The sequence below is a fragment of the Actinoplanes sp. NBRC 103695 genome, assembly GCF_030269485.1.
Classification (GTDB): Bacteria; Actinomycetota; Actinomycetes; order Mycobacteriales; family Micromonosporaceae; genus Actinoplanes.
The window spans coordinates 1-20,229 of record NZ_BSTL01000054.1; the positions used below are offsets into that span (position 1 = coordinate 1).

Below are 20,229 nucleotides of genomic sequence, written 5' to 3' on the forward strand. Positions count from 1 at the left end.
GCCGTCGCGACCAGGTACGACAAGCTGAAAAACCGTTACGAGGCAACGGTAACCATCGCCTCGATCATGATCTGGCTCCGCGCCAAACCCGACCGGAGCCGACCATGATCCGTCAGATGCGCTCTAGGTTGATCGCATGACAACTCCGATGACCTCGGGCGCGCTGCCATCACGGGTCTCCAACCGACCTGCTTGAGCGAAACGCGGTCCGCGCCGGCCTTGACGGGGCCGGATCCACGGAGCGAACGGCGACCTCGTTCAACAGTTTCCCCATCGGTGCGGCAACCGCCGCTCCAGGATGCCCGACGGCATCGAAGATGCAGGATTTTCGCCGGCCCCTACGAGATCTTCTCGCTCGTGGGACGGGCCGTCCATGACAGATCGTCGCGGCTCAGCCCGATCATCAAGAATCTTGAAGGAGCACGATGAACGAACCGCCCATGACGCCGCTGTCCGGTCCGCTCTCCCGCCCGCAGGTCGTCTCCTGGCGCAATGCGATCTTCGTCGTCTTCCTGCTTCCCGGGCTCGCCTTCGCGAGCTGGGCGTCCCGCCTACCGGCCGTGCGCGACGCACTCGATGTGGGAGTCGACCAGGTAGGGCTCCTGATATTCGGCTTCGCCGTCGGTTCGATCGCGGGCCTCGTGCTGTCGGGCCACATCGTCGCTCGTCTCGGTGCGAAGACGACAATCATGTGGGGTCTCGTCATCACATCGTCCGGCCTCATGCTCGCGGGAGTCGGCGCCACGGTCGGACCGGTCTTCGCCGTCGCATTCGGCGGCCTCATGGTCTTCGGATTCGCCTCGGGCATCATCGACGTCGCCATGAACGTCTCCGGCGCCGCCAACGAACGTGTTCTCGGGCGGGCGATCATGCCGATCTTCCACGCCTTCTTCAGCTTCGGCACCATGCTCGGCGCCGGACTCGGCGCCCTCGCCGAACACGCGGCGGTACCGATCGCCGTGCACCTCGGCCTCGTCGCCGCGATCGTCGTCATCGGCATGTTGTTCATCACGCGCCACATCCAGTCGGAGCACACCGTCGAAGACGGCGCCGAGCCGGTGTCCACCGACGACCACTCCCAGACCTGGCGCGGACGCCTCAGCATCTGGCGCGATCCTCGGACTCTCCTGATCGGCGTACTCGTGCTCAGCGCCGGATTCGCGGAAGGCTCGGCCAGCGACTGGCTCGCCCTCGCCATGGTCGACGGCCACGGCGTCGACAACGCGAGGGGCGCCGTCGTCTTCGGCATCTTCGTCACGGCAATGACCGTGGGGCGGCTCGGTGGTGTCCTGCTCATCGACCGGTTCGGGCGCGTGCCCGTGCTCCGGGTTTCCTTCCTGCTCGCCGCCGCCGGACTGTTCGCGATCATCTTCATACCCGACCCCGTCGTCGCGACCATCGGCGCGATCGCATGGGGGCTGGGCGCGGCGCTCGGCTTCCCGATCGGCATGTCGGCCGCCGCAGGCGACCCGAGGACCGCTGCCGCGCGGGTCAGTGCCGTCGCCACGATCGGCTATTTCGCGCTCCTCGCCGGTCCACCGGCGATCGGCTTCCTGGGCGAACATGTCGGCCTGCTCAACGCCCTGATCCTCGTGCTCGTGCTCTGTGCCGTAGGCGCGCTGGTCGCCAACGCGGCTCGCGAAACGAAGAAGGGAGATGCTTCCACCGACACTCCCGCGAATCCGATCGACGCACCGCGCTGACCCCGCCCGCAAGACCGCAGGGCCGGCGGTTCCGTGGACCAGCATCAGCCGCTCACGGTCGACGTCATGGTGAAAGGCTGCTCGAAGCAGTGTTACGGGACCTTCATACGACTGGTGGCCCAGCCCGCAGCTCCCGCTGCCGGGCCCGTGCGACCTCACGGAGCGCGTCGCCGAGTTCCTTCCACGCTCCGTCCGAAAAGAGTTCGCCGTCGATCTTCAGGAGCAGATGCTTGGCGCGATCGGCGGCCTCGGTGCCCTGCGCGGTGAGCTGGAGGACGGCGGCACGTCCCTGCCCCACTCCCCCGACCGTGGTGACGAACCCCTGCTCGATCAAGGCATCGACGATCGGGTGCAGACTCTGCACCTTGATGCCGGCCCGCCGGGCAAGTTCGCTGAACGAGATCCCCGGCGCCGCACCCAGATGACCCAGCAGGCCGAGCCGACGCAGCGAAAGACCGAGGCTCTTCAACTCGGTCTCGACGCGCTGTTCAATCACACGCGCCTGAACGATCATCGTCAACGCGGCATTGAATGCGGACTGCTGCGCCAGGCGGTTCGCCTCAACCACACACGGCCCCTCTCACTCCGAAGACTCCTCCATCGTAACGAGACTTACAGGCAGACTGTAGGTATGATCGCTTTCATGATCACTCTTGAAGCAACGGAGCCTCCTCGAACTGGAGGATCGCCCCATGAGCGAAGCTGACATCCGCCGACCAGCCTTCGACACCGAAGTCGCCCCTCTCCTACAGGCCCTGCCCCCGCTGCCGCGCCTTGACATCGAAACCATCGATGAGCTGCGCGTCGCGACCGGCCCCGGCCCGGAACGAGTCATCGAACACGCCGCGGCCCTCGGGTTGACCCACGAAGAGATCGTCATCGACGGCCCGCGCGGCCCCATCCCGATGTCCGTCATCCGCCCCGAACGGCTCAGCCGGCCCGCGCCCATCTACTACACGATCCACGGCGGGGGAATGGTCTCGGGCAACCGATTCACCGCCGTCATCGAGGTCGACGAACTGAAGTGGACCGCCGAACACGGGATGGTCCTCGTCACACCCGAGTACCGCCTCGCCCCGGAACATCCCGCACCCGCACCCGTCGAGGACTGCTATGCCGGCCTGGCCTGGGCCGCACGGAACGCGACCGGCTGGGGTGCGGATCCCGCCCAGATCATCGTCGCCGGAGCGTCCGGCGGAGGCGGTCTCGCCGCCGGAACGGTGCTCATGGCCCGCGACCGGGCCGAGGTCGTCGTACGCGCCCAGCTCCTGATCTGCCCCATGCTGGACGACCGCAACAACACCTCGTCAGCCGGGCAGTACACCGGCGCCGCCGGCGGGGTGTGGCCGACGGAGAACAACCAGTGGGCCTGGCGCGCAGTCCTCGGTGACGGTCACGCCGAACGCGACGACGTCGACCACTACTCAGCGCCCGCGCGAGCCACCGACCTCAGCGGACTGCCGGAGGCGTTCATCGACGTCGGATCCGCAGAGGTCTTCCGCGACGAGGACGTCGACTATGCGAGCCGACTGTGGAAGGCCGGCGTCCAGGCCGAACTGCACGTCTGGCGCGGCGGCTATCACGGCTTCGACCTCATCGGCCCCGAGACGCCGCTGGGGACGGCCAGCCGCACCGCCCGGCAAAGCTGGGTGAGCCGGGTGGTGGCATCCATGCGAGCGCCCACTGCGGTAACCATCCCCTGACCACCATCGCCTGCAGCACCACCGGTTTCCGGAGGACTCATGCGCGAGGACCAGAGCAAGGCCGCGCGGATCGACGAGCTGAACGCAACGATCCGGTACACGATGTGGTCGGTGTCCCGGGCCGAGTCGCCGCCGCCGGCGCTCCGCGAGGACCTGACGAGCGAGGTGAACGGGCTGTTCCGCTTTGAATCTCAGCTGCTCTTCCAAGTTCTCACCGAGCGCGAGGAGAAAGCGACTGTCGCCGTAGCTTCGAACGAAGCCTTCTTGGCGTGGAGTTCTCAACGACCGTGTCGTATCGGTACCAAGAGAGCTGACAGGAGCGCGGATACCGCCGCGGCGGTTGCGACGACGAACCCGGCGGTGTAACCATCGCCCCACGGGGTACTGGTCGATCCGGTGTGGGCTGCCAAAACCGTGCTGGCGATGGCAGAGCCGAACGCGCCTCCGACCGTACGGACTACGGTGTTGATGCCGGTTGCGACCCCGACTTCGCTGCCCTGTACGGACTGGACGATGAGGTTGGCCATCGAGCCGAAGGCGAATGACGCGCCGGCGCCCATGGTGAATCCGCCCAGCATTAGATGCCAGGGTAAAGAGTGAATTACGGTGAGCTGTGCGAACGACCCGCTGGTGAGGGCGGCCCCCAGTACCAAGGTGCTGCGAAAGCCCAGCGCAACGCCGAGCCGGCCGGCGAAGGTGCCGACCAGAAGCTGGCCGATGGCGCTCGGCAGCAGCAGCAGGCCCGCGACCGTCGCAGTCGTACCCAGTCCAGGACCGTCACCGGCTGGGGCCTGAGCGAGCTGAGGCAGGAGCAGAAATCCGGCGAAAATCGCCAGACCGATGAGAACGGCGGTCAAGTTCGTCATCGCGACGGTGCGCTGAGCAAGGACGTCGAGGCGGATCAACGGCCTAGCGATGCGCGATTCCAGTCGGATCCAGAGCAGCAGCAGCACTGATCCGCCGCCCAGCAGGGCCACGTTGGCCGGTGAACCCCATCCCCAGGACGGTGCTTGCGTCACCCCGAGCAGCAGCGATGCCAGGACCGCCGCCAGCAGAAGCGCCCCGGCCCAGTCGATGCTGTCGCCATCGCCGCGTGGGGACGGCGGTACCCAGCGGTGGGCGGCGACAGCGACCGGCAGCGCCACCAGACCGAGCCAGAAAAGCCAGGAAACGTCGAGGTGGTCGACGATCACTCCGGACAGCGGCAGCGCAATGCCGGACCCGACGCCGAAGATGGCACTGATGAGGCTGATCGCTCCTGGCACTTTCGGTCGTGCGAAGGAGTCGCGGACCACTCCGAAAGCCAGCGGGAACACGCCACCAGCCACTCCCTGGAGCACCCGACCGGCGATCAGGACTCCCACGCTGGGTGCCAGGGCGTTGACGACTGCGCCAACGCAAAACATCAGCAGTACGGCGGTGAGCACCCGGGCTTTGCCGTACCGCTCGCCCAGCTTGCCGACGATGGGCGTCGCGATGGAGGCGGACAGAAGGAAACCGGTGAGGATCCACGACGTGGTTGTGGGGCTCGCGTTGTAGTTTCGCGCAAGGGCCGGCAGTGCAGGAAGCACAAGAATCTGCGACAGCGCGAAGCTGACGCAGGCAGCGAGGAGAACGGCCAGGACCCGGTTCGGGTGACTGGTCAGCGGTTGCGCTTCCTGTGCTGCGGGAGCGCTCATACCGTTCTCAAAGCGAGACGGTGCTGAGTCGGGAGCGGGATTGTTCTCCGAGGTCTTCATGGGGATCCTTCGACGGCTTGCTCGATGGCGGACATCGACGCGCGCACGCCCACCGACCGGGGCGTGCGGCGCGGATGTCCGGGGTCATACGGGAGATGGCATCGCTGAGACGTTCAGAAGCCTGCCGAGGTACCCGCCGTGTCCTCGTCCCAGATGATCAGCTCGTCGTCGACCACAGTGCCCGGCGAGAACCACTCCGACAGGTGAGCAACGATGTCCGGGAAGTACGGCGTGTGGTCGCGGGCCTGCCTCGACTGGGTGTTACTTCTTGCGGTACCCCGGGCGGCATTCCGGCTGGAGTCTCGGCGGTGGCGTCCAGGTAACACAACAAGGGGCGGAACCCCAACGGCGCCTTCCAGGTCAGCCCGACCTTGACCGACGACGGGGCTCGCTGCCCTCCGAGCGGTCGGGAATGTGGGGCGCGGTGGAGGCGATGTCGAGTACCCGGCTGTCGGAGGCGAGCCGGTTCACTCATGCAGCGGCCCGCCCGTTCAGGCTGGAGTTGAAGCGGTGAACCGCGGAGGCGGCGCTGAGGCCGAGTTCGGCGAGACCGCGAAGTCCAGGCCGGTCGAGGCGGTCGATACGGGACAGCCAACGCAACGGCAGCAGGGAAAAGCGGATCGCGGCGGGCGCGTAGCCGGCCATCTCGCGATGGAAACGGTGGGTTGCCAGGGCGATGGTGCTGTGTCCGTCGCGCGCGGCGAACAGCTCGCGGGCGAGGTGGTCCGCGTCGATGATCGCGGTTGCGGCGGCGCGTCCGCCGGTGGGGGGCATAGCGTGCACGGCGTCGCCGAGTGCGGTGACCGGTCCGGCCGGCCACGGCGTCAGGTCGGCATCGGGGTCGGCGGCGTAGAACCGGAACCAGGCTGCGGAGCCAGGGTCGGTGGTGGCGATGAGCTCGAGCACGGCCGGAGGCCAACCACGAACAGCCGACAGCGTGAACTCGACCAGTTCCGGCCCGGTCATCCCCTGCACGGTGGCGGGGGGCAGCACGGTCTCGGTGGCACTGAATCCCCACACCAGGGACGGGGCCTCCGTGATGGCCGGGACGGTGGTGCAGGAGGCCGGATCGATTGCCGGGCCGCCGCTCGGGTCGTGGAGCTGCATGAACATCGACGCTCCCTTGAGGCCCAAGGCGAGCACCGGCCCATCGTTGACGATATCGGGCAGCAGGGCGCGGGTGCGTTCGGTGAGCGGAGTGCGGGCGGCGATGCCCCCGAACCCGATGGGATTGGCCAGGTCCCGGCCGGCGAGCGAGGCCGCTACCCGGGAGCGGGTACCGTCGGCGCCGACGAGCACATCTGCGGTGTCGGTACTGCCGTCAGCGAAGTGGGCGGTGATTCGGCCGTCGGACAGAACCTCGTGAGACACATATTCGGCCCCGAATCGCACCTGATCGTCCAGGCCGTGGGTCAGCAGGGTTCGCAGCGGCACTCGTCCGATCATGAGAGTGTCGGTGCCCTGATCGGAGGGGCGGGTGACCAACGGGCGCAGGTGGTGGTCAGCCCAGGTGTAGCGGCGAAGCGACGCACGGGAGACCGAGCTGGCCAACAGGGCATGGTAGTGCTGCGGGCTGAGGTGGCGGCGGAGGATTTCACAGGCCTGATCGTCGAGATGCAGCCGGTAACCGCCGGTAGCCCCCACATGGGGGTCACGGTCGTGGACGGACACTTCGATACCGCCGTGGTGCAGGGCCTGGGCAAGCGTCAGCCCACCGATCCCCGCCCCGATGATCATGACTCGCATGTTGCTCCCTCTTTTAGTACACAACGTGATATCAGTCGATGCCCTGCTCGCCATTAACGGCGTCCAGGCGTGACCAGGCGATGACGTGGTCGCTGTCGGGGTGACGTGGGCGGGGCGAGGGTCTGCTCCGGGGCTCTCTGGCAGACCCTCGCGAACCGCGCTGTCGATGACCAGGCGGGCCGGCGCGCTGGGGATCTCAGGAGAACCGCTGCCGACGCCGACGCCGACGCGTCACTTCACGGGCATTTTCATTTTGAGATGCTTCAGATCGAGCCTTCGTCGCGCAGGTCTCCACCCGAGCCGTGTCCCCCTCTGCGACCTCGGCACCGGTCCCGCCGAAGCACCGCCGGCCGGGACCACGGGTCCTCGCGTCCTGCCCGGGGTCGAGGAACCGTTTGCCCGCGTGCATGCTGTGCGGGCCGGCCGCGGCGGCCCCCGCATTGTTGTGGGGGCGCGACCCACAGGCGGCGACCGGGTACGCCGTCGCCAGAACCATGGTGGACGCCCCGAACCTCAATCGCCCGGGCGGCGCATTCCCTGACGGCGCTGCATCCACTGCCATGACTAGCCTCCTGCCGACCGGCTACCTCGCCATCTGACGCCGACTTCGTACCGAGCGAATCTGAGACGAACGTTAATGTGCTGCTCAGGCCGGTTGTCCGAGCCAGGTGCCCGGCGCGCGCGTCAGCGTGGTGGACTTCTACGCCTGCCTGACCGCGCGGGTCCGGGCCGTTACGTTCTCGCTCCGGCCGAAGTTGTACGCCACGGAAAAACGTGATCATCCACTGTGGTCGTGTGGCTGACGGCAACCTGTGGCAGCTCATGATCGGAAGTTGTGCGACAGCCTCGTGGTCCTCGCGCGAAGGTTCCGAAACCCTCGGCGTACCCGCGCTGGAGTGAGCCGGCCCCCGGGTGCGAGACGTTCCTACGGCCGACGTAGGTCCTGGGTGAGGTGGCGGGCGAGACGCAGCCGGGTGTAGGAGGCGATCACGATCCACGTCCACCGGTCCGCGGCGTACGGGTCACGTAGCTTCGGCGCGTTCCAGCCGGGTAGTAGACACGCTCGTCGGCCCACACCGTGGTCACGGTGACAATACCGTTGTCGGCCTTGCCGTAACGACCCCCGCCACTGCCGCCCGACATGCGCCGTCGCGGTCCCGTCCGTGCGGTCGCCTTATCACCGCGGGGTTCGTTGAATGATGCGACAGGGAGCGGCCGCTGGTCACCGGTCGGTCGCGGCGGCCCGTCCGGCGAGGGTGCCGAAGGTGAGGGCCAGGCTGATCGTCGCGCCCATGCCGGGGTACGCCAGGCCGAACGGACTGGCGGCCGCGTTGCCGGCGGCGTACAGGCCGGGGACCGTGGCGTCGAGCACATGCTGGACCCGTCCGTCGGGGTCGGTGCGTGGCCCGCCCTTGGTGCCGCCGAGGCCCGCGTGCACGGCCACGGCAAAGTAGGGCGGTTCGGTCAGCCCGCGAAGTGTCGGGTGCGGTGCCTGCGGGTCACCCGTCGCCCGGCCGAATGCACGCGTGCCACGTCCGAAAGCCGGGTCCGCACCGCGGCCGGCGCCCTCGTTGAACGTCTGGACGGTGGCTGTGAGGGATTTCTCGGGGACGTCGATGACGTGGGCGAGTTCCCCGATCGTGGCCGCGTGGTGCAACCAGGGCGGGTTCGGGTCGGTGGGCCGCAGCGGACCGACCGGGTACCGGGCCCGGTGTTCGGCGTCGAAGATCAGCCAGGACGGGTTGCGGGGGAAGCAGAATCCGGCGTCGAAGGCGTGCAGGGTACGCCCAACATCGCAGTAGTTCTGGGACTCGTCGGTGAAGCGCCGGCCGTCCTGGTCGACCATGACGGCCCCCGGCCGGGCTCGTTCGGCGAGCAGGATCCGATGGTGGGGTTGATCGCTGCCGGGGACGCCCGGCACCTTGATGGTCGGGCACCACCAGGCGTCGGCCATGCTCCCGAGGCGGGCGCCAGCCGCCATCGCCATCCGCAGGCCGTCACCGCGTGCCCCCGGGGCGCCGATCAGACCGTCCGGCCGCAGCGGCAGGAATGCCGCGGACAGCTCCGGGTCACGTTCGAATCCGCCGGTGGCCAGCACGATACGCCCGGGGATCAGCTCGTCACCGACCATGACACCGCCGGTCCGCAGCCGGGTGGCCCGGGCCGAGGTGCGAATCTCGACGCCGGCGTCGAGTGCGGCCGTCAGCAGCGCCGTGATCAGGGCTCGGCCGCCGGTGAGAACGCCGTCGACGCGGCGCCGTTCCAGTTCGGCAGCGGGGACGCCACCGGTCAGCAGTTCGGCGAGAGTCATCGGGGGCCGCCCGGCCGGCGTCGGCCGCACCATCGCGATGATCGGCGCGGGCACGGTGCGCCGCCCGGGTTCCAGGGTGCGGCCGGGCGTTGCGGCGGCTCCGGGCAGTTCAGCGTGAGTGTCGGGCAGCGGCACCACGCTCAGATCGAGCCCGGTGACGTCTTCCAGCCACTTCGTCACGCGGGGGGCCTCGTCGAGGAACCGGTCGCGAGCGGCCGCCGAGGTGTCGCCGAGGTCGAGAGCCTCCAGGTATCGGCGGCCGGCCCGGATGTCGTCGCCGGCGTGCCGGTGGTTGGCCGGCACCCACATGGCTCCGCTGGACAGGGCTGTGGTTCCGCCGACGAGCGAGGTGGCTTCCAGCACGGTGACGCGGGCGCCGGCCTCGGCCGCGGCGATGGCGGCGGAAAGGCCGGCGGCGCCGGATCCGGCGACGACAACGTCGCTCAACGCGGGATGCCGCCGCGCTTGACCACGGGTACGTCGATGCCGAGCGCGCGCATCTGAGCGGTCGGGTTCATGAACTCGCGCATCTCGGTGATCTTGCCGTCGTCGAGGTGGAACGAGTGGATGAAATGGTTGACGTAGTGCCCCGGCTCATAGTCGGGGAAGAGGATCTGGCCCTCACCGTCGCACTCCACCCAGAAGTGGTTCGGGTCCTGAGTCTCGTAGATGTGCATGTTCGTCCAGCGCCAGTCCGGGAAGCACTCCAGCGACCACGCGGCCATGGCGCCGAGCCTCTCCTTGCCCCGGACCGCCGCCGGGGTGCCGGTGTCCGTCGTCCAAAGACCGCCGATCGCGTCGTCGGCGAACAACTCGTGCCGGCTCCGGCGTGCCTCGCCCTCGGTCATCTCGAGGTACCGGGCCACCACGTCTCGATTGCGGCGGCGCAACTCGGCGTCGTCGGCGAAGGCGTTCATGTCGTCTCCTTACATTGGGGCCGGCCGGCCAGAGCCTGACGCCGGGACATCGCGGGACGGGAGATGTCGTTGATGAACAGCAGCCGCAGGGCGTTCCGCAGGGCCGGCAGGCCGTCCCTTGACAGCACCGACTCCGGATGGAACTGCATCGACGAGAAGTGGCTGCCGTGCAACCCGTACACCTCGCCGGTTCCGGCGTCGCGGTTCACGACCACCGGGGCCGGAGTCAGCGCGGAGCGATGCAGGTCGCTCCCGGCGTAGGCGGCGAACGAGTTGTAGAACCCGACCGTCCGGTGGGCGCCGAGGTGCGGCACCGTCCTCGCCGTGCCCTGATGTGCGGTGGGCAGCGGCGCGAGCGGCAGGCCGAGCACGTCGCACAGGATCTGATGGCCCAGGCAGACTGCGACGAAGGGCCGTTGCCGCGTGAGCAGGTGCCGGGCAGCGCGTCGCAGGGTTGTACCGGCCGCGCTGTGGGGGTCGCGTGGATCACCGGGGCCCGGTCCGAGAACGACCAGGTCGTACGCGTCGAGCGTGGCCTGTTCGCGGTGCGACCGGATCGTCACCCGCAGGCCCAGCGCGCAGAGCTGATGGGCCAGCATCGCGGTGAAATCGTCGTCGGCATCGAGGAGCAGGCAACGGCGGCCGGCCAGGAACGCCTCAGGGTCGACGGCCGCACCGAGCCAGAACGGTGCCAGGCGTTCGTTGCGGCGGCGGAGACGGTCCAGCACGGCCGGTTCTGCCGCCGAGGCGGCCGAGACAGGCGAGGCGCCGCCGGCCGCTGCGCGCTCGCTGAACAGGGCTGCCCGCAGGCCGTCGAGCTTAGCGACCGTCTCGGCCGCCTCGGACGCCGGATCGGAGTGGCGCACGAGCGTGGCGCCGGTGCTGACCTGCATCCGGCCCGCGTCGTCGATGTCCGCGGTGCGGATGATGATGGCCGAGTCGAGCCGTTGCCGTCCGGCGTCGTCGGTGTCGATGAGGGCGGCGACTCCGGAGTAGTAGCCGCGGCCGCTGGTTTCGTGCCGGGTGATGACCGAACAGGCGTTGCGTAGCGGGCTGCCGGTGACGGTCGGCGCGAACATCGTCTCCCGGAGAACCTCGCGGGCATCCAGTCCGGTCCGTCCCTCGATCAGGTACTCCGTGTGAGCGACGCGGGACATCAGGCGGAGGCGGGGTCCGGTGATGCGGACGCCCTGTTCGCTGATGCGGGCCATCATCTTCAGTTCCTCGTCGACGACCATCTCCAGTTCGTCGGTCTCCTTGGCGTCGGTCAGGAAATCGAGCACTCCTCGTACGGTGGGGCCGTCGGCGGGGAAGCGGTAGGTGCCGCTGATCGGGTTCATCACCGCCTGCCCGGCTTCGACGCCGATGTGCCGCTCCGGGGTGGCGCCGACCAGCGTGCGAGTGCCGGTGTGCGCCAGAAAGGTCCAGTAGGCGCCTCGTTCGGCGCGCAGCATCGAGCCGAAGAAGGACAGCGCGGCTCGTGGCGACCATCCGGTGACGGTGGTGGTGAAGGACCGTTTGAGGACGAAATTGGCTCCGGCGCCGCGGCCGATCTCCGTCGAGACCACGGTGCGGACCAGTTCGGCGTACGCATCGTCGTCGAGATCGAACGACCCTGGCGCGGCATCGACCCGCTCGCGGGGCAGACCACGCACCGCCTCATCAAGCGGCACAATCTGCCTGGAGTCGATCAGGAGCGCGGACAGCGGCGTCCCGTCGTCGTGGTGGGCGAACCCTCGCTCCCGAATCTGACGGAACGGCACCAGCACGAAGAGCTCGGCATCCGGCAGCCCGGCGAGCGAGTCCGCCTGCAGCATCTGTCCTCGTAGGATCTCCACACCGGACCGGCCCTCGCGGTGCAGCACGACGAACGGCGGCTCCAGGCTCGCCCACGGGCCACCAGTCATACGTTCAGCTCGCCTCGTCCGACCACGACCGCGCTTCCGCGCAATCGGACGGTGTGGAAGCTGTCACCCGACCCTGAGGCTGAGGCCCACATGGTGGAAGGCCGGCCCATCTCCACGCCCTGCCGGATCTCGATCCAGTCGTCGGGGCTCACCAGCGAATGGCGGATGAGATGGATCGCCAGTGGACCGGCCGCGGAACCCGTGCCGGCGTCCTCGGTGACGCCGTAGGCCGGCGAGAACATGCGCATCCGCCACCGGCTCCCGGACCCGGCGAAACAAATGGCCGACATGTCCGGCAGGGTGGCGATCACCTGCAGATCCGGCCGGACCGCGGACAACTCCTCGACGGAACCGAACCCGACGAGGACGTGCCGGGGCCCGTTGCGATAGGCGTCGACGGCCGTCACCGGCTCGATCGCGCCAAGGCTGCGCAGCAGCACCTCGGTGTGCTCGTACGGCTGCCAGGTCGGCACGGGCTGGCGCATGGTGGCACTCAGGATGCGACCGTCGGAGTCGCGATCGAAGGTGAACGGCACGACCCCGCGCCCGGTGCCCATGGTCATGGTGTGACCGGGACGCGCACTGCCCAGCACGATCGCCGTACCCATCGTGGGGTGCCCGGCGAACGGGAGCTCGTTGACGGGGGTGAAGATGCGCACGCGCACGTCCGCGGAACCGTCACCGGGCAGCACGAACACCGTCTCGGACAGGTTGAGCTCACGAGCGATCGGCTGCATGAGCGCCTCCGGCACGGCTGCCGCGACATCGAAGACGGCGACCGGGTTGCCGGCCAGCGAGGTCGTGGTGAAGACGTCCGCAAGGCTGTACTCGTATCGGGTCATCCGGCGCCATCCGGGGCGTGGAGATGCGCGAGTACGGCGGCGGTCGTGGTGACCATGGCGCAGCTCTCGGCGGCGTAGGTCAGCGCGAGGTCGTGGTCGGCGCGGCTGAAGTCGGCGACCGCGTCGGCCACGAAGAACGGCTGGATGTCGTGTGCGAAGGCGTCGACCGCGGTGATCAGGCAACCGAGATGGGCGTACACCCCGCAGACCACCAGCTGGTCGCGGCCTTGCGCCCGGAGATGGTCGAGCAGGCCGGAGCCGTGGAACGCGCTGTAACGCCATTTGGTGAAGACCCGGCCACCGTCGGCCGTCAGCTCCTCGATCAGGCCACGCTGATCGGCCGCATCGGTCATGCCCGGTCCCCAGAAATCGGCGAGCAGACCGCGCTGCGGCGGCGTCATATTTCCGGGTTGCGCGGTGAAGACCACCGGCATGTCGAGCTCCACGAACAGCTTCCGCAACCGCACCACGTTCCGGACCAGGTCGGCGCGTGGTGACTCCTCCGCGGTGAACGGCGCGATGAAGTATCGCTGCATGTCGTGCACCAGTAGGGCGCCGCGACCGCGGCCGACGGTCCAATTCACGGTGTTGGCCGGCAGCTCAGACGGGGCTGGCATCGAGTACGGCGCGATCGGCCGGATACTCACGTAAGGTCCCCGATCACGTGGGCGACCGGGACGGCGTCGGGCACGCATGACTCCTACTCGTGATTTGCCAGGAAGTACGGGGAAACGTAGATCAATGTGGATGCTGGGGCCAGCTCTGCGAGGAGCGATACGTGCATCCGTGCAAACGGAATGTCCGACAATGTCGGGTCACACGGGCAGGCGTTCCCGCCGGCCCAGGCGAGGACCAGCATCGCCAGCCGTAACCGGACCGAGGAACGACTACCTGCACGTGACTCGGAGCAGCTGCTGACCCTGCTGGTCAGCGAGCCGCCACACTGGTACGAGATCTGACACCACCACAGGCTGACGGCTGGTCCCGATCACCGTGACGCCCGCCCGCGTCAGGTGGCGGGCCATACCCTCGCCCAATCCGCGGGAGGCGCCGGTGATCACTGCGATTTTCGATTCGGTCACGGCCGCCATGATCCGCACGACGCGCCGCCCGGCCCCGGAATTGTCCGTTCAGCGGACGGTCACGCGGTCACCTGGCGTGCCAGTTCGAGCGCCGCGCGGTGGACCAGGCCCGCCGCCCGTTCGGCCGGGCGGGCCGGCGAGGTGGCGATCTGCAGCGCCGCAAGGTGCCCGCCGGGCAGGTTGACCGGGACCGCGTAGCAAGTCAGGCCCTCGATCAGATGCTGGTCGTCGACTGCGGCGCCGAACCGCCGGCGCCGGGGCTCGGGCAGATCGCTGAGGACGACCCCGGCGGCCGTGCTCGCCGGCATGGGCGCGCCGGGCTGGGCCACGATCGGCAGTTCCTCACGGCCTGGGACCATCTCCAGCGCCACAAACGCCTCGCCGCCGGGCACGACCAAAGAGACGGCGGCCCCGGTCTCCTCCCGCAGCGCTTGGATGACCATCGCGGCCGACCGCCGCAGTCCGGGGAGCGGCTCGACGCGCTGGCCGAGATCAAGCAGACCGGCGGCCAGCGTCCAGCAGCCGTCCCGCCACTCGACCGAGCCCGCCTCAGCGAGCTGGCTGAGCAGCCGATGCACGGTCGGTCGCGGCAGGCCGGTGAGCGCGGTCAGCCGGGCGATCTGCCTGTCCGGGCCGGTCCCGGGCAGCGCGTGTAGCACCCGAAACGCTCCGTCGATGACGCTCCGTCCGTCTCCCATGCCGCACACAACGGTTGATGAGGCGCGGCGTTCAACGCTCGGCGTTGGCAGCGTTCGCGGAGCACGTGGCCGGTTGTGCCGACGTGATCGGGCGGTCGGCCCGGCGGAACCGGTGACCATGGCCGAGATGGTCCACATCTGCGCCCGGGAGGCCGGCCGGGAGGCCGAGGTGGGTCGCCGTCCCGCTCGAGGCCGCGGGGCCGGGGCTGCCTCTGATCCTTGACGACCCGGCCGATTACTGGCAGTTCCGCTTGGACTCGGCCGCATCGTACTCCGCCTTGGCGTCGTCCGGGCCGAGCACCGGTCGCTCCCGCTGGGCCGCCGGCGCGGACGCCGACACCGCGGGCGCCGATTGCAGGGTCGCGACGGCGGGCGTCTCGCTCCCGGCCGGCTCACCGCAACCGGCGAGCAGAGGGATGAGCAGCGTCGCACCGGCCACGACGCACAGGGTTCCGATTCGCACGGGCCCATCCTTCGGCACGCGTGTCAGAACAGCGTCAGGGTTGTCGTCAGATCTCGAGTTTGTCGGGTGCAATCGCTGCGGCGGCGCAGAACAAGCCGACGCCTCCGGCTGAAATCCGGTTGCCGGGGGTCCTATCGTGAGCCTGTGCTGACTCCGCCCGATGACCTGCCCGAGCCGGTGGTGCGCGACGCCCTCGCCGCCGGCTGGTCGCTGACCGCCGCGACGCTGGACTATCGGGCGGTCGGCTTCGGGGCGCATCACTGGGCGGTCGTCGACGCCGGCGGCAGGCGGTGGTTCGTCTCGGTGGTCGATCTACGCAAGGGTGGCTTCGACCAGTTGGGTGGCTTCGACCAGTTGCTGGCCTCGCTCACCGCGGCTACTGCCCTGCGGGACTCCGGATGCGACTTCGTCGTGGCGCCGGTCGGGGCGCCTGTGGTGCGCGTCGGGGAGTTCTATGCGGTGACGGTCTACCCGCATGTCGAGGGTGAGAGCTTCGGGTGGGACGACTACTCGGATTCCCATCGCGCGGCGATGCTCGACCTCGTGGTGGCCGTTCACGCGGCGCCGGCCTCCGTCCGGGACCTGGCCCGTGCGGATGACTATGCGATTCCGGCCGGCGGTCCGGTGCGTCCGGAAGCCGGACCTTATGGGCCTCGGGTGGCCAAGCTTGACCTGAGCCCGGTTTCCGCGGCCACGGCCCGGTACGGCTCGCTGGTCGACGGTGTCCGCTCGTCGCCGCCGGAGATGGTGCTCACGCACGGGGAGCCGCACCCGGGCAACACGATGCGGGCCGGTGGGCGGTGGCTGCTCATCGACTGGGAGACGGCCATGGTCGCGCCGCCCGAGCGGGACGTCTGGCAGCTGGACGGGATGCAGGAGGCCTACACGGCCGCCACCGGGGTGGTGTTGCGGGCCGATGCGCTCGAGCTCTATCGGCTGCGGTGGGACCTCAGCGAGATCGCGGAAGGGCTGGCGTGGTTCGCGGCACCGCACGGGGACACCGAGGACGACCTGGAGACCTGGGACAACCTCGTCGAGTCGCTGGGCAACCTCAGCGCTTCGTGAGGAGGCCGGCCAGCAGGACCTCGACCACCCGAAATCTCGACATCGCCAGGCATGACTTCACGGAAGCCGATCTCCGCGGCGTCAACCCGCAGAGAGAGTCGCTACTCGGAGTCCGTTGGTCGATGGCTACCAAGCCGACGACCGTGGTCGAGGTCGATACGGCGCTGGACGGCCCGTTCGGTTGTGTCCGGCACCGGGCGCGGCTGGAACGGGTGCGGCTGGAACGGCACGCGGTGGACATCGTGATTGATCATGACCGGTCTCGCGATCCTGTCATTCAGGTCGTTGCCCGGCAGACGGAGTCAGGCTGTCCAGTGCCGCCGGGCGTCCGCGGCGCGGCTACACAGAGGCGCCCAGGTCAACCACTCGATCCGCCCAGCGTGTGAGCAGGGTGGCGTCGTGGGAGACCACGAGCACGCCGACGTCGCGCTGCCGCTGGTCGTCGGTGATCACGGCAGCGACGTGGGCCTGGGTGGACGCGTCGAGCATGGTGGTGGCTTCATCGCACAGCAGATAGCCCGGGCGGTGCACGAGCGCCCGGGCGAGGCAGGCGCGCTGGAGCTGTCCATCACTGACCGCGTGCGGGCGCCGGCCGAGGAGATCCGGTGTGAGACCGACACGTTCGGCCAGCTCGCCGACCCGGGCATCAATCCGGTCACGGGGATGCCTGGTGGCGCGTAGGGGTTCGGCGATCAGGTCGGTGAGGGTCAGCCGCGGGTCGCCGGCGGCGCGCGGGCTTTGGAACAGGACCCCGATCCGGGTACGTGTGCTCGCTCGTACCCGGTGCCTGACGCCGTCGATCTGCGCCCCGTCGAGCGTGATGTGCCCGGCGTCGGGAGGGTGCTGCAGCGCGAGGACCCGGACCAGGGTCGACTTGCCGCTGCCGGAGGGCCCGCGCAGCGTGTCCGGCTCCCCGGCGGTCGCGAGGACGATCGTGCTGCCGGCAGCGGTGCGCTCGGTGGTGGACGGATCGGAGCAGGCGCCCAGCAGCAATGCGGTGGCGGCAAAGGTGGCGAGCAGACGTCGAGTGGGCATCGAGGAGATCACCTCACGCTCGGCGGATCATTGTCGCCATGATCTCGCAATTGCAAGTTCTTTGCAATAAGGTCTGGGGTCATGCGTACGGTGCGAGGGCGTGAGGTGCTCACCGACGTCGATCACCTCGCCGGCGTCTACGCCGAGGCTTTCGGCACCGAGCCGTGGAACGAGGGCCCGGACGACGTGGCGGCCTTCCGGCGCAGGCTCGCCGACGACATGGCCGAGCCGGACTTCCGGGCGGTGATCGCGGACGACGGCTTCGCCACGGCTTGGCGCACCACGCTGCCGCTGCCGACGACTCGCGCCTACCCGCGAGTTGTCGACCACCTCGGCCCCGACCGGGTCAATGACCTGCTGGCCGGTGCGCTGGTGGTCGACGAACTGGCGGTGCGGCCCTCCGCGCAGGGCACCGGCCTCGGCGTACGGCTGCTCACCGCACTGATCGGCGAGGACCACGCCTGGCTCCTGACCTCGGCGCGGGCACCCGGCGCGGTCGCGTTCTACCGCCGCGCCGGCTGGCAGCAGGTGCCACCACGGCCCGGCGTCGACAGCACGCTCGTGCTGTTCGTCTCGCCAGGCCGCAACCACAGCAGATGAAGGGTTGACGATGACCGTCTACACGCTTCCGGACATGCCCTACGTGTCCGGGCACGTGCTGCACTCGATCTTCTGGAACAACCTGCGCCCGGGCTTCGACGCCGCCCAGCGCGCTCTCCTCGCCGGCGACATCCCGGGGCAGGCATGACGGGTTACCTCATCCGGCCCGGCCGCATCGCCGACGCCGCTGATCTCGCCCGGCTGCAGGCGGAGGTCCAGCTCCAGACGCTGACCGGCGGGCAGCCCCATCCCGGGATCGCCGCCTGGACCGAGGACCTGCTGGACGGCCACCCCACGGTCACGCCCGACAACTTCCTGGTCGCCGAGCACGAGGCCACCGGGCGTCCGGTCGCCAGCCTGGCCGCGCTGCGGCAGGAGTGGAGCCTGGCCGGCGTACGGCTGCCGATCGTCCAGATCGAACTGGTCGGCACCGCACCCGAACACCGCGGGAACCGGCTCACCGAACGACTCTTCGCCGCCCTGCACCAGACGTGCGACACCAGCGGCGTGCCCCTGCAGATGATCGAGGGCATCCCGTACTTCTACCGGCGCCTCGGCTACGACTACGCGCTGGTCGCCGACGGCGCCGCGACGCTTCCCATGCCGGTGCCCGCCGGCCCGGCCGGCGAGCTGATGATGCGTCCTGCCACCGCGGCCGACGCGGACACCCTCGCCGCCGTCGACCGGCGGCTCGCCGACGGCGACACGCTCTTCTGCCCGCGAGACGCGACGGTCTGGCGGTACGAGATCACCGGCCGCCGCCCCGCCGACATCGCCCGCCGCGAGGTCGCCGTCCTGCTTCGCGGCTCAGTCGTGCGGGGATATCTGGTGCACGGCGGCAGGCCTTCAGCCACCGGCGAGCTGATCGTCGTCGCGGCCGCCTGCGATGTGCACGCGGACTGGCCCCACGCTGCGAACTCCATGTACGCCTATCTCGGCGAACTCTGCCGGCATCACGAGGCCTCAGCGATGCGGCCCTTGCTCGGCCCGGACCACCCGCTCGTCAGGTTCGGCCCGCCCGGCGTGCCGCGCCGGCCTCGCAGCTGGTACCTGCGGACCGGCGACCCGGCCGGACTGCTCGCCCGGCTGCGGCCGCTGCTGCACGCCCGATGGCAAGCAGCCGGCATGCGCTGGCCCGCGCCCACCATAACCATCGACAGCTACGGCCGCGCCGCCCGCCTCGAGTTCACCGACGGTGAGCTGACCTCGGTGACCGCCACGCGCGGAGCCGTCAATCCCTCCATGGACCCCGCGACCCATGCCGCCATCCCACCAGGCGCGCTGCTCCAGCTGGCCCTCGGTCATCGCACCGTGTCCGAGGTGCTCGACATCTGGCCCGACTGCGTTCTCCGCGACCGCCTGACCGAACAGTTCCTGACCGCCGCGTTCCCGAGGATGCCGGTCCGGGTCTGGCCACGAACCTGACCCCGCCCACCCCGCGGCGCGCGGAGGCCTGCACCATCGCCTAACGGCAGAGCGAAGACCGAGGTCATCGGGTACGACGTCCGTGCCGGTCTCAGCCGTATCGCTCGACGAGCGCGTTACCGATCGAGGCCAGGTGGTCCCGCACACCCGGAGGGCCGGTCACCTCGATCCATTCGATCAGCCCGGCAAGCTCGCCGGCGAGGATGTATTCGTCGTTGCCGCGGATCACGACCTCGATACGGCCGTCGGTCGTGGAACCTCCCACCTCGAGCCGACCGCCGAACCCCATCCGGAGCACGCCTATCCCGTGGGGCGCGCACACCGCCCGGGCTTCGAGGGGTGTTCGCTTGCGGTCGACCTCGTCGGCGATCGCGCGCCAGCTCTCGCCAAGGTCGAAGTCATCGGGCCGGTGCACGGGATCGCCGGTCGGGTCGACGGACGACACGCGGTCGATCCGGAAGGTTCGCCGACCGGCCTCGGTGGTGGCGACGAGGTACCACGACGGGCCTTTGGCGACGATGCCGAGCGGGTGGACGGTTCGCTCGGTTTCGGTGTGTTCGCGGTCGACGTAGCCGAGCCGGACCTGGACGCCGCGGATCACGGCGTCCTGGAGCTCGTCGAGGAAGCGGGGCGGTCGGGGCTCGACCCGGGTCGAGCCCCATCGTTGCGGGTCTATGACGAGCGACGATGCTGCCGCCTCGGCCTGCGCCCGGAACGGTTCCGGCAACGCGTGGACGAGCTTGCGCAGTGCTGCTTTCACGGCCGGCGTCACCGACGAGGCAGGGCCGGCGACCAGGAACAGGGCGCGGGCCTCGCCCGCGGTCAGCCCGGACAGGTCGGTGCGCGCGCCGCCCACGAGGCGCCAGCCGCCGCCACGGCCCTGCACGGAGTACACCGGCACGCCGGCCATGCCTAGGGCGTCGAGGTCGCGGCGGGCGGTGCGCTCGGAGATCTCCAACTCCTGGGCGACCTCCGCTGCTGTCACCTGCTCGC

The 20,229-nt window shown here is 69.5% G+C and carries 20 protein-coding genes and 2 pseudogenes; 8 read left to right on the top strand and 14 right to left on the bottom strand.

What is annotated here, in order from left to right; genetic code table 11:
* Positions 1–425: 425 nt before the first annotated feature.
* Positions 426–1,703 (top strand): MFS transporter, encoded by a 1,278-nt coding sequence (locus QSK31_RS46155; RefSeq protein ID WP_285691506.1) that lies wholly within the window; start codon positions 426–428, stop codon positions 1,701–1,703.
* 103 nt (positions 1,704–1,806) lie between these two features.
* Here the strand turns inward: QSK31_RS46155 and QSK31_RS46160 are convergent, their stop codons facing one another.
* The gene (locus QSK31_RS46160) at positions 1,807–2,271 is read right to left on the bottom strand and encodes a MarR family winged helix-turn-helix transcriptional regulator (RefSeq protein ID WP_285691507.1); all 465 of its coding nucleotides are present in this window, start codon (positions 2,269–2,271) and stop codon (positions 1,807–1,809) included.
* 124 nt (positions 2,272–2,395) lie between these two features.
* Here QSK31_RS46160 and QSK31_RS46165 point away from each other — a divergent pair, with 124 nt between their 5' ends.
* Positions 2,396–3,406, top strand: a complete 1,011-nt coding sequence (locus tag QSK31_RS46165) for an alpha/beta hydrolase (RefSeq protein ID WP_285691508.1) — start codon at positions 2,396–2,398, stop codon at positions 3,404–3,406.
* A 39-nt stretch (positions 3,407–3,445) separates the two neighbouring features.
* Positions 3,446–3,586, top strand: a pseudogene (locus tag QSK31_RS49380) (hydrogen peroxide-dependent heme synthase); the annotation flags it as partial.
* Between the two features lie 98 nt (positions 3,587–3,684).
* On the opposite strand, the gene QSK31_RS46170 reads toward QSK31_RS49380, so the two are convergent.
* The 8 genes and pseudogenes from QSK31_RS46170 to QSK31_RS46205 form a co-directional block, all read right to left on the bottom strand.
* Complete coding sequence (locus tag QSK31_RS46170; RefSeq protein ID WP_285691509.1) at positions 3,685–5,145, bottom strand: MFS transporter; 1,461 nt, start codon at positions 5,143–5,145, stop codon at positions 3,685–3,687.
* 471 nt (positions 5,146–5,616) lie between these two features.
* The gene (locus QSK31_RS46175; RefSeq protein WP_285691511.1) at positions 5,617–6,882 is read right to left on the bottom strand and encodes an FAD-dependent oxidoreductase; all 1,266 of its coding nucleotides are present in this window, start codon (positions 6,880–6,882) and stop codon (positions 5,617–5,619) included.
* Between the two features lie 859 nt (positions 6,883–7,741).
* Positions 7,742–7,939, bottom strand: a pseudogene (locus QSK31_RS46180) (NF041680 family putative transposase); the annotation flags it as partial.
* 174 nt (positions 7,940–8,113) lie between these two features.
* A complete protein-coding gene (locus QSK31_RS46185; protein ID WP_285691513.1) occupies positions 8,114–9,649 on the bottom strand; it encodes an FAD-dependent oxidoreductase in 1,536 nt (511 codons plus the stop codon).
* Entirely contained in the window at positions 9,646–10,119 is a 474-nt protein-coding gene (locus tag QSK31_RS46190; protein ID WP_285691514.1) for a PhzA/PhzB family protein, read from the bottom strand. Before QSK31_RS46190 ends, QSK31_RS46185 begins: the two co-directional genes overlap by 4 nt.
* Positions 10,116–12,026: an anthranilate synthase family protein gene (locus tag QSK31_RS46195; protein ID WP_285691515.1), complete on the bottom strand. Its 1,911-nt coding sequence runs from the start codon at positions 12,024–12,026 to the stop codon at positions 10,116–10,118. Before QSK31_RS46195 ends, QSK31_RS46190 begins: the two co-directional genes overlap by 4 nt.
* Positions 12,023–12,868 carry a PhzF family phenazine biosynthesis protein gene (locus QSK31_RS46200; protein WP_285691516.1) on the bottom strand — a complete coding sequence of 282 codons (846 nt, stop codon included), beginning with the start codon at positions 12,866–12,868 and terminating at the stop codon, positions 12,023–12,025. Before QSK31_RS46200 ends, QSK31_RS46195 begins: the two co-directional genes overlap by 4 nt.
* Positions 12,865–13,563 carry an isochorismatase family protein gene (locus tag QSK31_RS46205; protein WP_352244726.1) on the bottom strand — a complete coding sequence of 233 codons (699 nt, stop codon included), beginning with the start codon at positions 13,561–13,563 and terminating at the stop codon, positions 12,865–12,867. Before QSK31_RS46205 ends, QSK31_RS46200 begins: the two co-directional genes overlap by 4 nt.
* 102 nt (positions 13,564–13,665) lie before the next feature.
* Between QSK31_RS46205 and QSK31_RS46210 the strand changes: the two genes are divergently transcribed.
* Entirely contained in the window at positions 13,666–13,827 is a 162-nt protein-coding gene (locus QSK31_RS46210; RefSeq protein WP_285691517.1) for a hypothetical protein, read from the top strand.
* Here QSK31_RS46210 and QSK31_RS49045 read toward each other — a convergent pair.
* From QSK31_RS49045 to QSK31_RS46220, 3 genes are all read right to left on the bottom strand, one after another.
* A complete protein-coding gene (locus QSK31_RS49045; protein WP_352244728.1) occupies positions 13,756–13,959 on the bottom strand; it encodes an SDR family NAD(P)-dependent oxidoreductase in 204 nt (67 codons plus the stop codon). The genes QSK31_RS46210 and QSK31_RS49045 overlap by 72 nt on opposite strands.
* A 50-nt stretch (positions 13,960–14,009) precedes the next feature.
* Positions 14,010–14,648 (bottom strand): helix-turn-helix domain-containing protein, encoded by a 639-nt coding sequence (locus tag QSK31_RS46215; protein ID WP_285691518.1) that lies wholly within the window; start codon positions 14,646–14,648, stop codon positions 14,010–14,012.
* Positions 14,649–14,883: 235 nt separating this feature from the next.
* Positions 14,884–15,111: a hypothetical protein gene (locus tag QSK31_RS46220; RefSeq protein ID WP_285691519.1), complete on the bottom strand. Its 228-nt coding sequence runs from the start codon at positions 15,109–15,111 to the stop codon at positions 14,884–14,886.
* A gap of 144 nt (positions 15,112–15,255) precedes the next feature.
* On the opposite strand from QSK31_RS46220, the gene QSK31_RS46225 reads away from it, so the two are divergent.
* Positions 15,256–16,176 carry a phosphotransferase gene (locus QSK31_RS46225; RefSeq protein ID WP_285691520.1) on the top strand — a complete coding sequence of 307 codons (921 nt, stop codon included), beginning with the start codon at positions 15,256–15,258 and terminating at the stop codon, positions 16,174–16,176.
* 339 nt (positions 16,177–16,515) lie between these two features.
* Here QSK31_RS46225 and QSK31_RS46230 read toward each other — a convergent pair whose 3' ends face one another.
* Positions 16,516–17,211 carry an ABC transporter ATP-binding protein gene (locus tag QSK31_RS46230; RefSeq protein WP_285691521.1) on the bottom strand — a complete coding sequence of 232 codons (696 nt, stop codon included), beginning with the start codon at positions 17,209–17,211 and terminating at the stop codon, positions 16,516–16,518.
* A gap of 81 nt (positions 17,212–17,292) precedes the next feature.
* Between QSK31_RS46230 and QSK31_RS46235 the strand changes: the two genes are divergently transcribed.
* The 3 genes from QSK31_RS46235 to QSK31_RS46245 are packed head-to-tail and all read left to right on the top strand — an operon-like array spanning position 17,293 to position 19,236.
* Positions 17,293–17,811 (top strand): GNAT family N-acetyltransferase, encoded by a 519-nt coding sequence (locus QSK31_RS46235; RefSeq protein ID WP_285691522.1) that lies wholly within the window; start codon positions 17,293–17,295, stop codon positions 17,809–17,811.
* A gap of 10 nt (positions 17,812–17,821) precedes the next feature.
* The gene (locus QSK31_RS46240) at positions 17,822–17,959 is read left to right on the top strand and encodes a hypothetical protein (protein WP_285691523.1); all 138 of its coding nucleotides are present in this window, start codon (positions 17,822–17,824) and stop codon (positions 17,957–17,959) included.
* On the top strand, positions 17,956–19,236 hold the full coding sequence (locus QSK31_RS46245) for a GNAT family N-acetyltransferase (protein WP_285691524.1): 1,281 nt from the start codon (positions 17,956–17,958) through the stop codon (positions 19,234–19,236). The genes QSK31_RS46240 and QSK31_RS46245 overlap by 4 nt, the downstream gene beginning before the upstream one ends.
* Positions 19,237–19,327: 91 nt before the next feature.
* Here QSK31_RS46245 and QSK31_RS46250 read toward each other — a convergent pair whose 3' ends face one another.
* On the bottom strand, positions 19,328–20,221 hold the full coding sequence (locus tag QSK31_RS46250; protein WP_285691525.1) for a helix-turn-helix transcriptional regulator: 894 nt from the start codon (positions 20,219–20,221) through the stop codon (positions 19,328–19,330).
* Positions 20,222–20,229 lie beyond the last annotated feature (8 nt).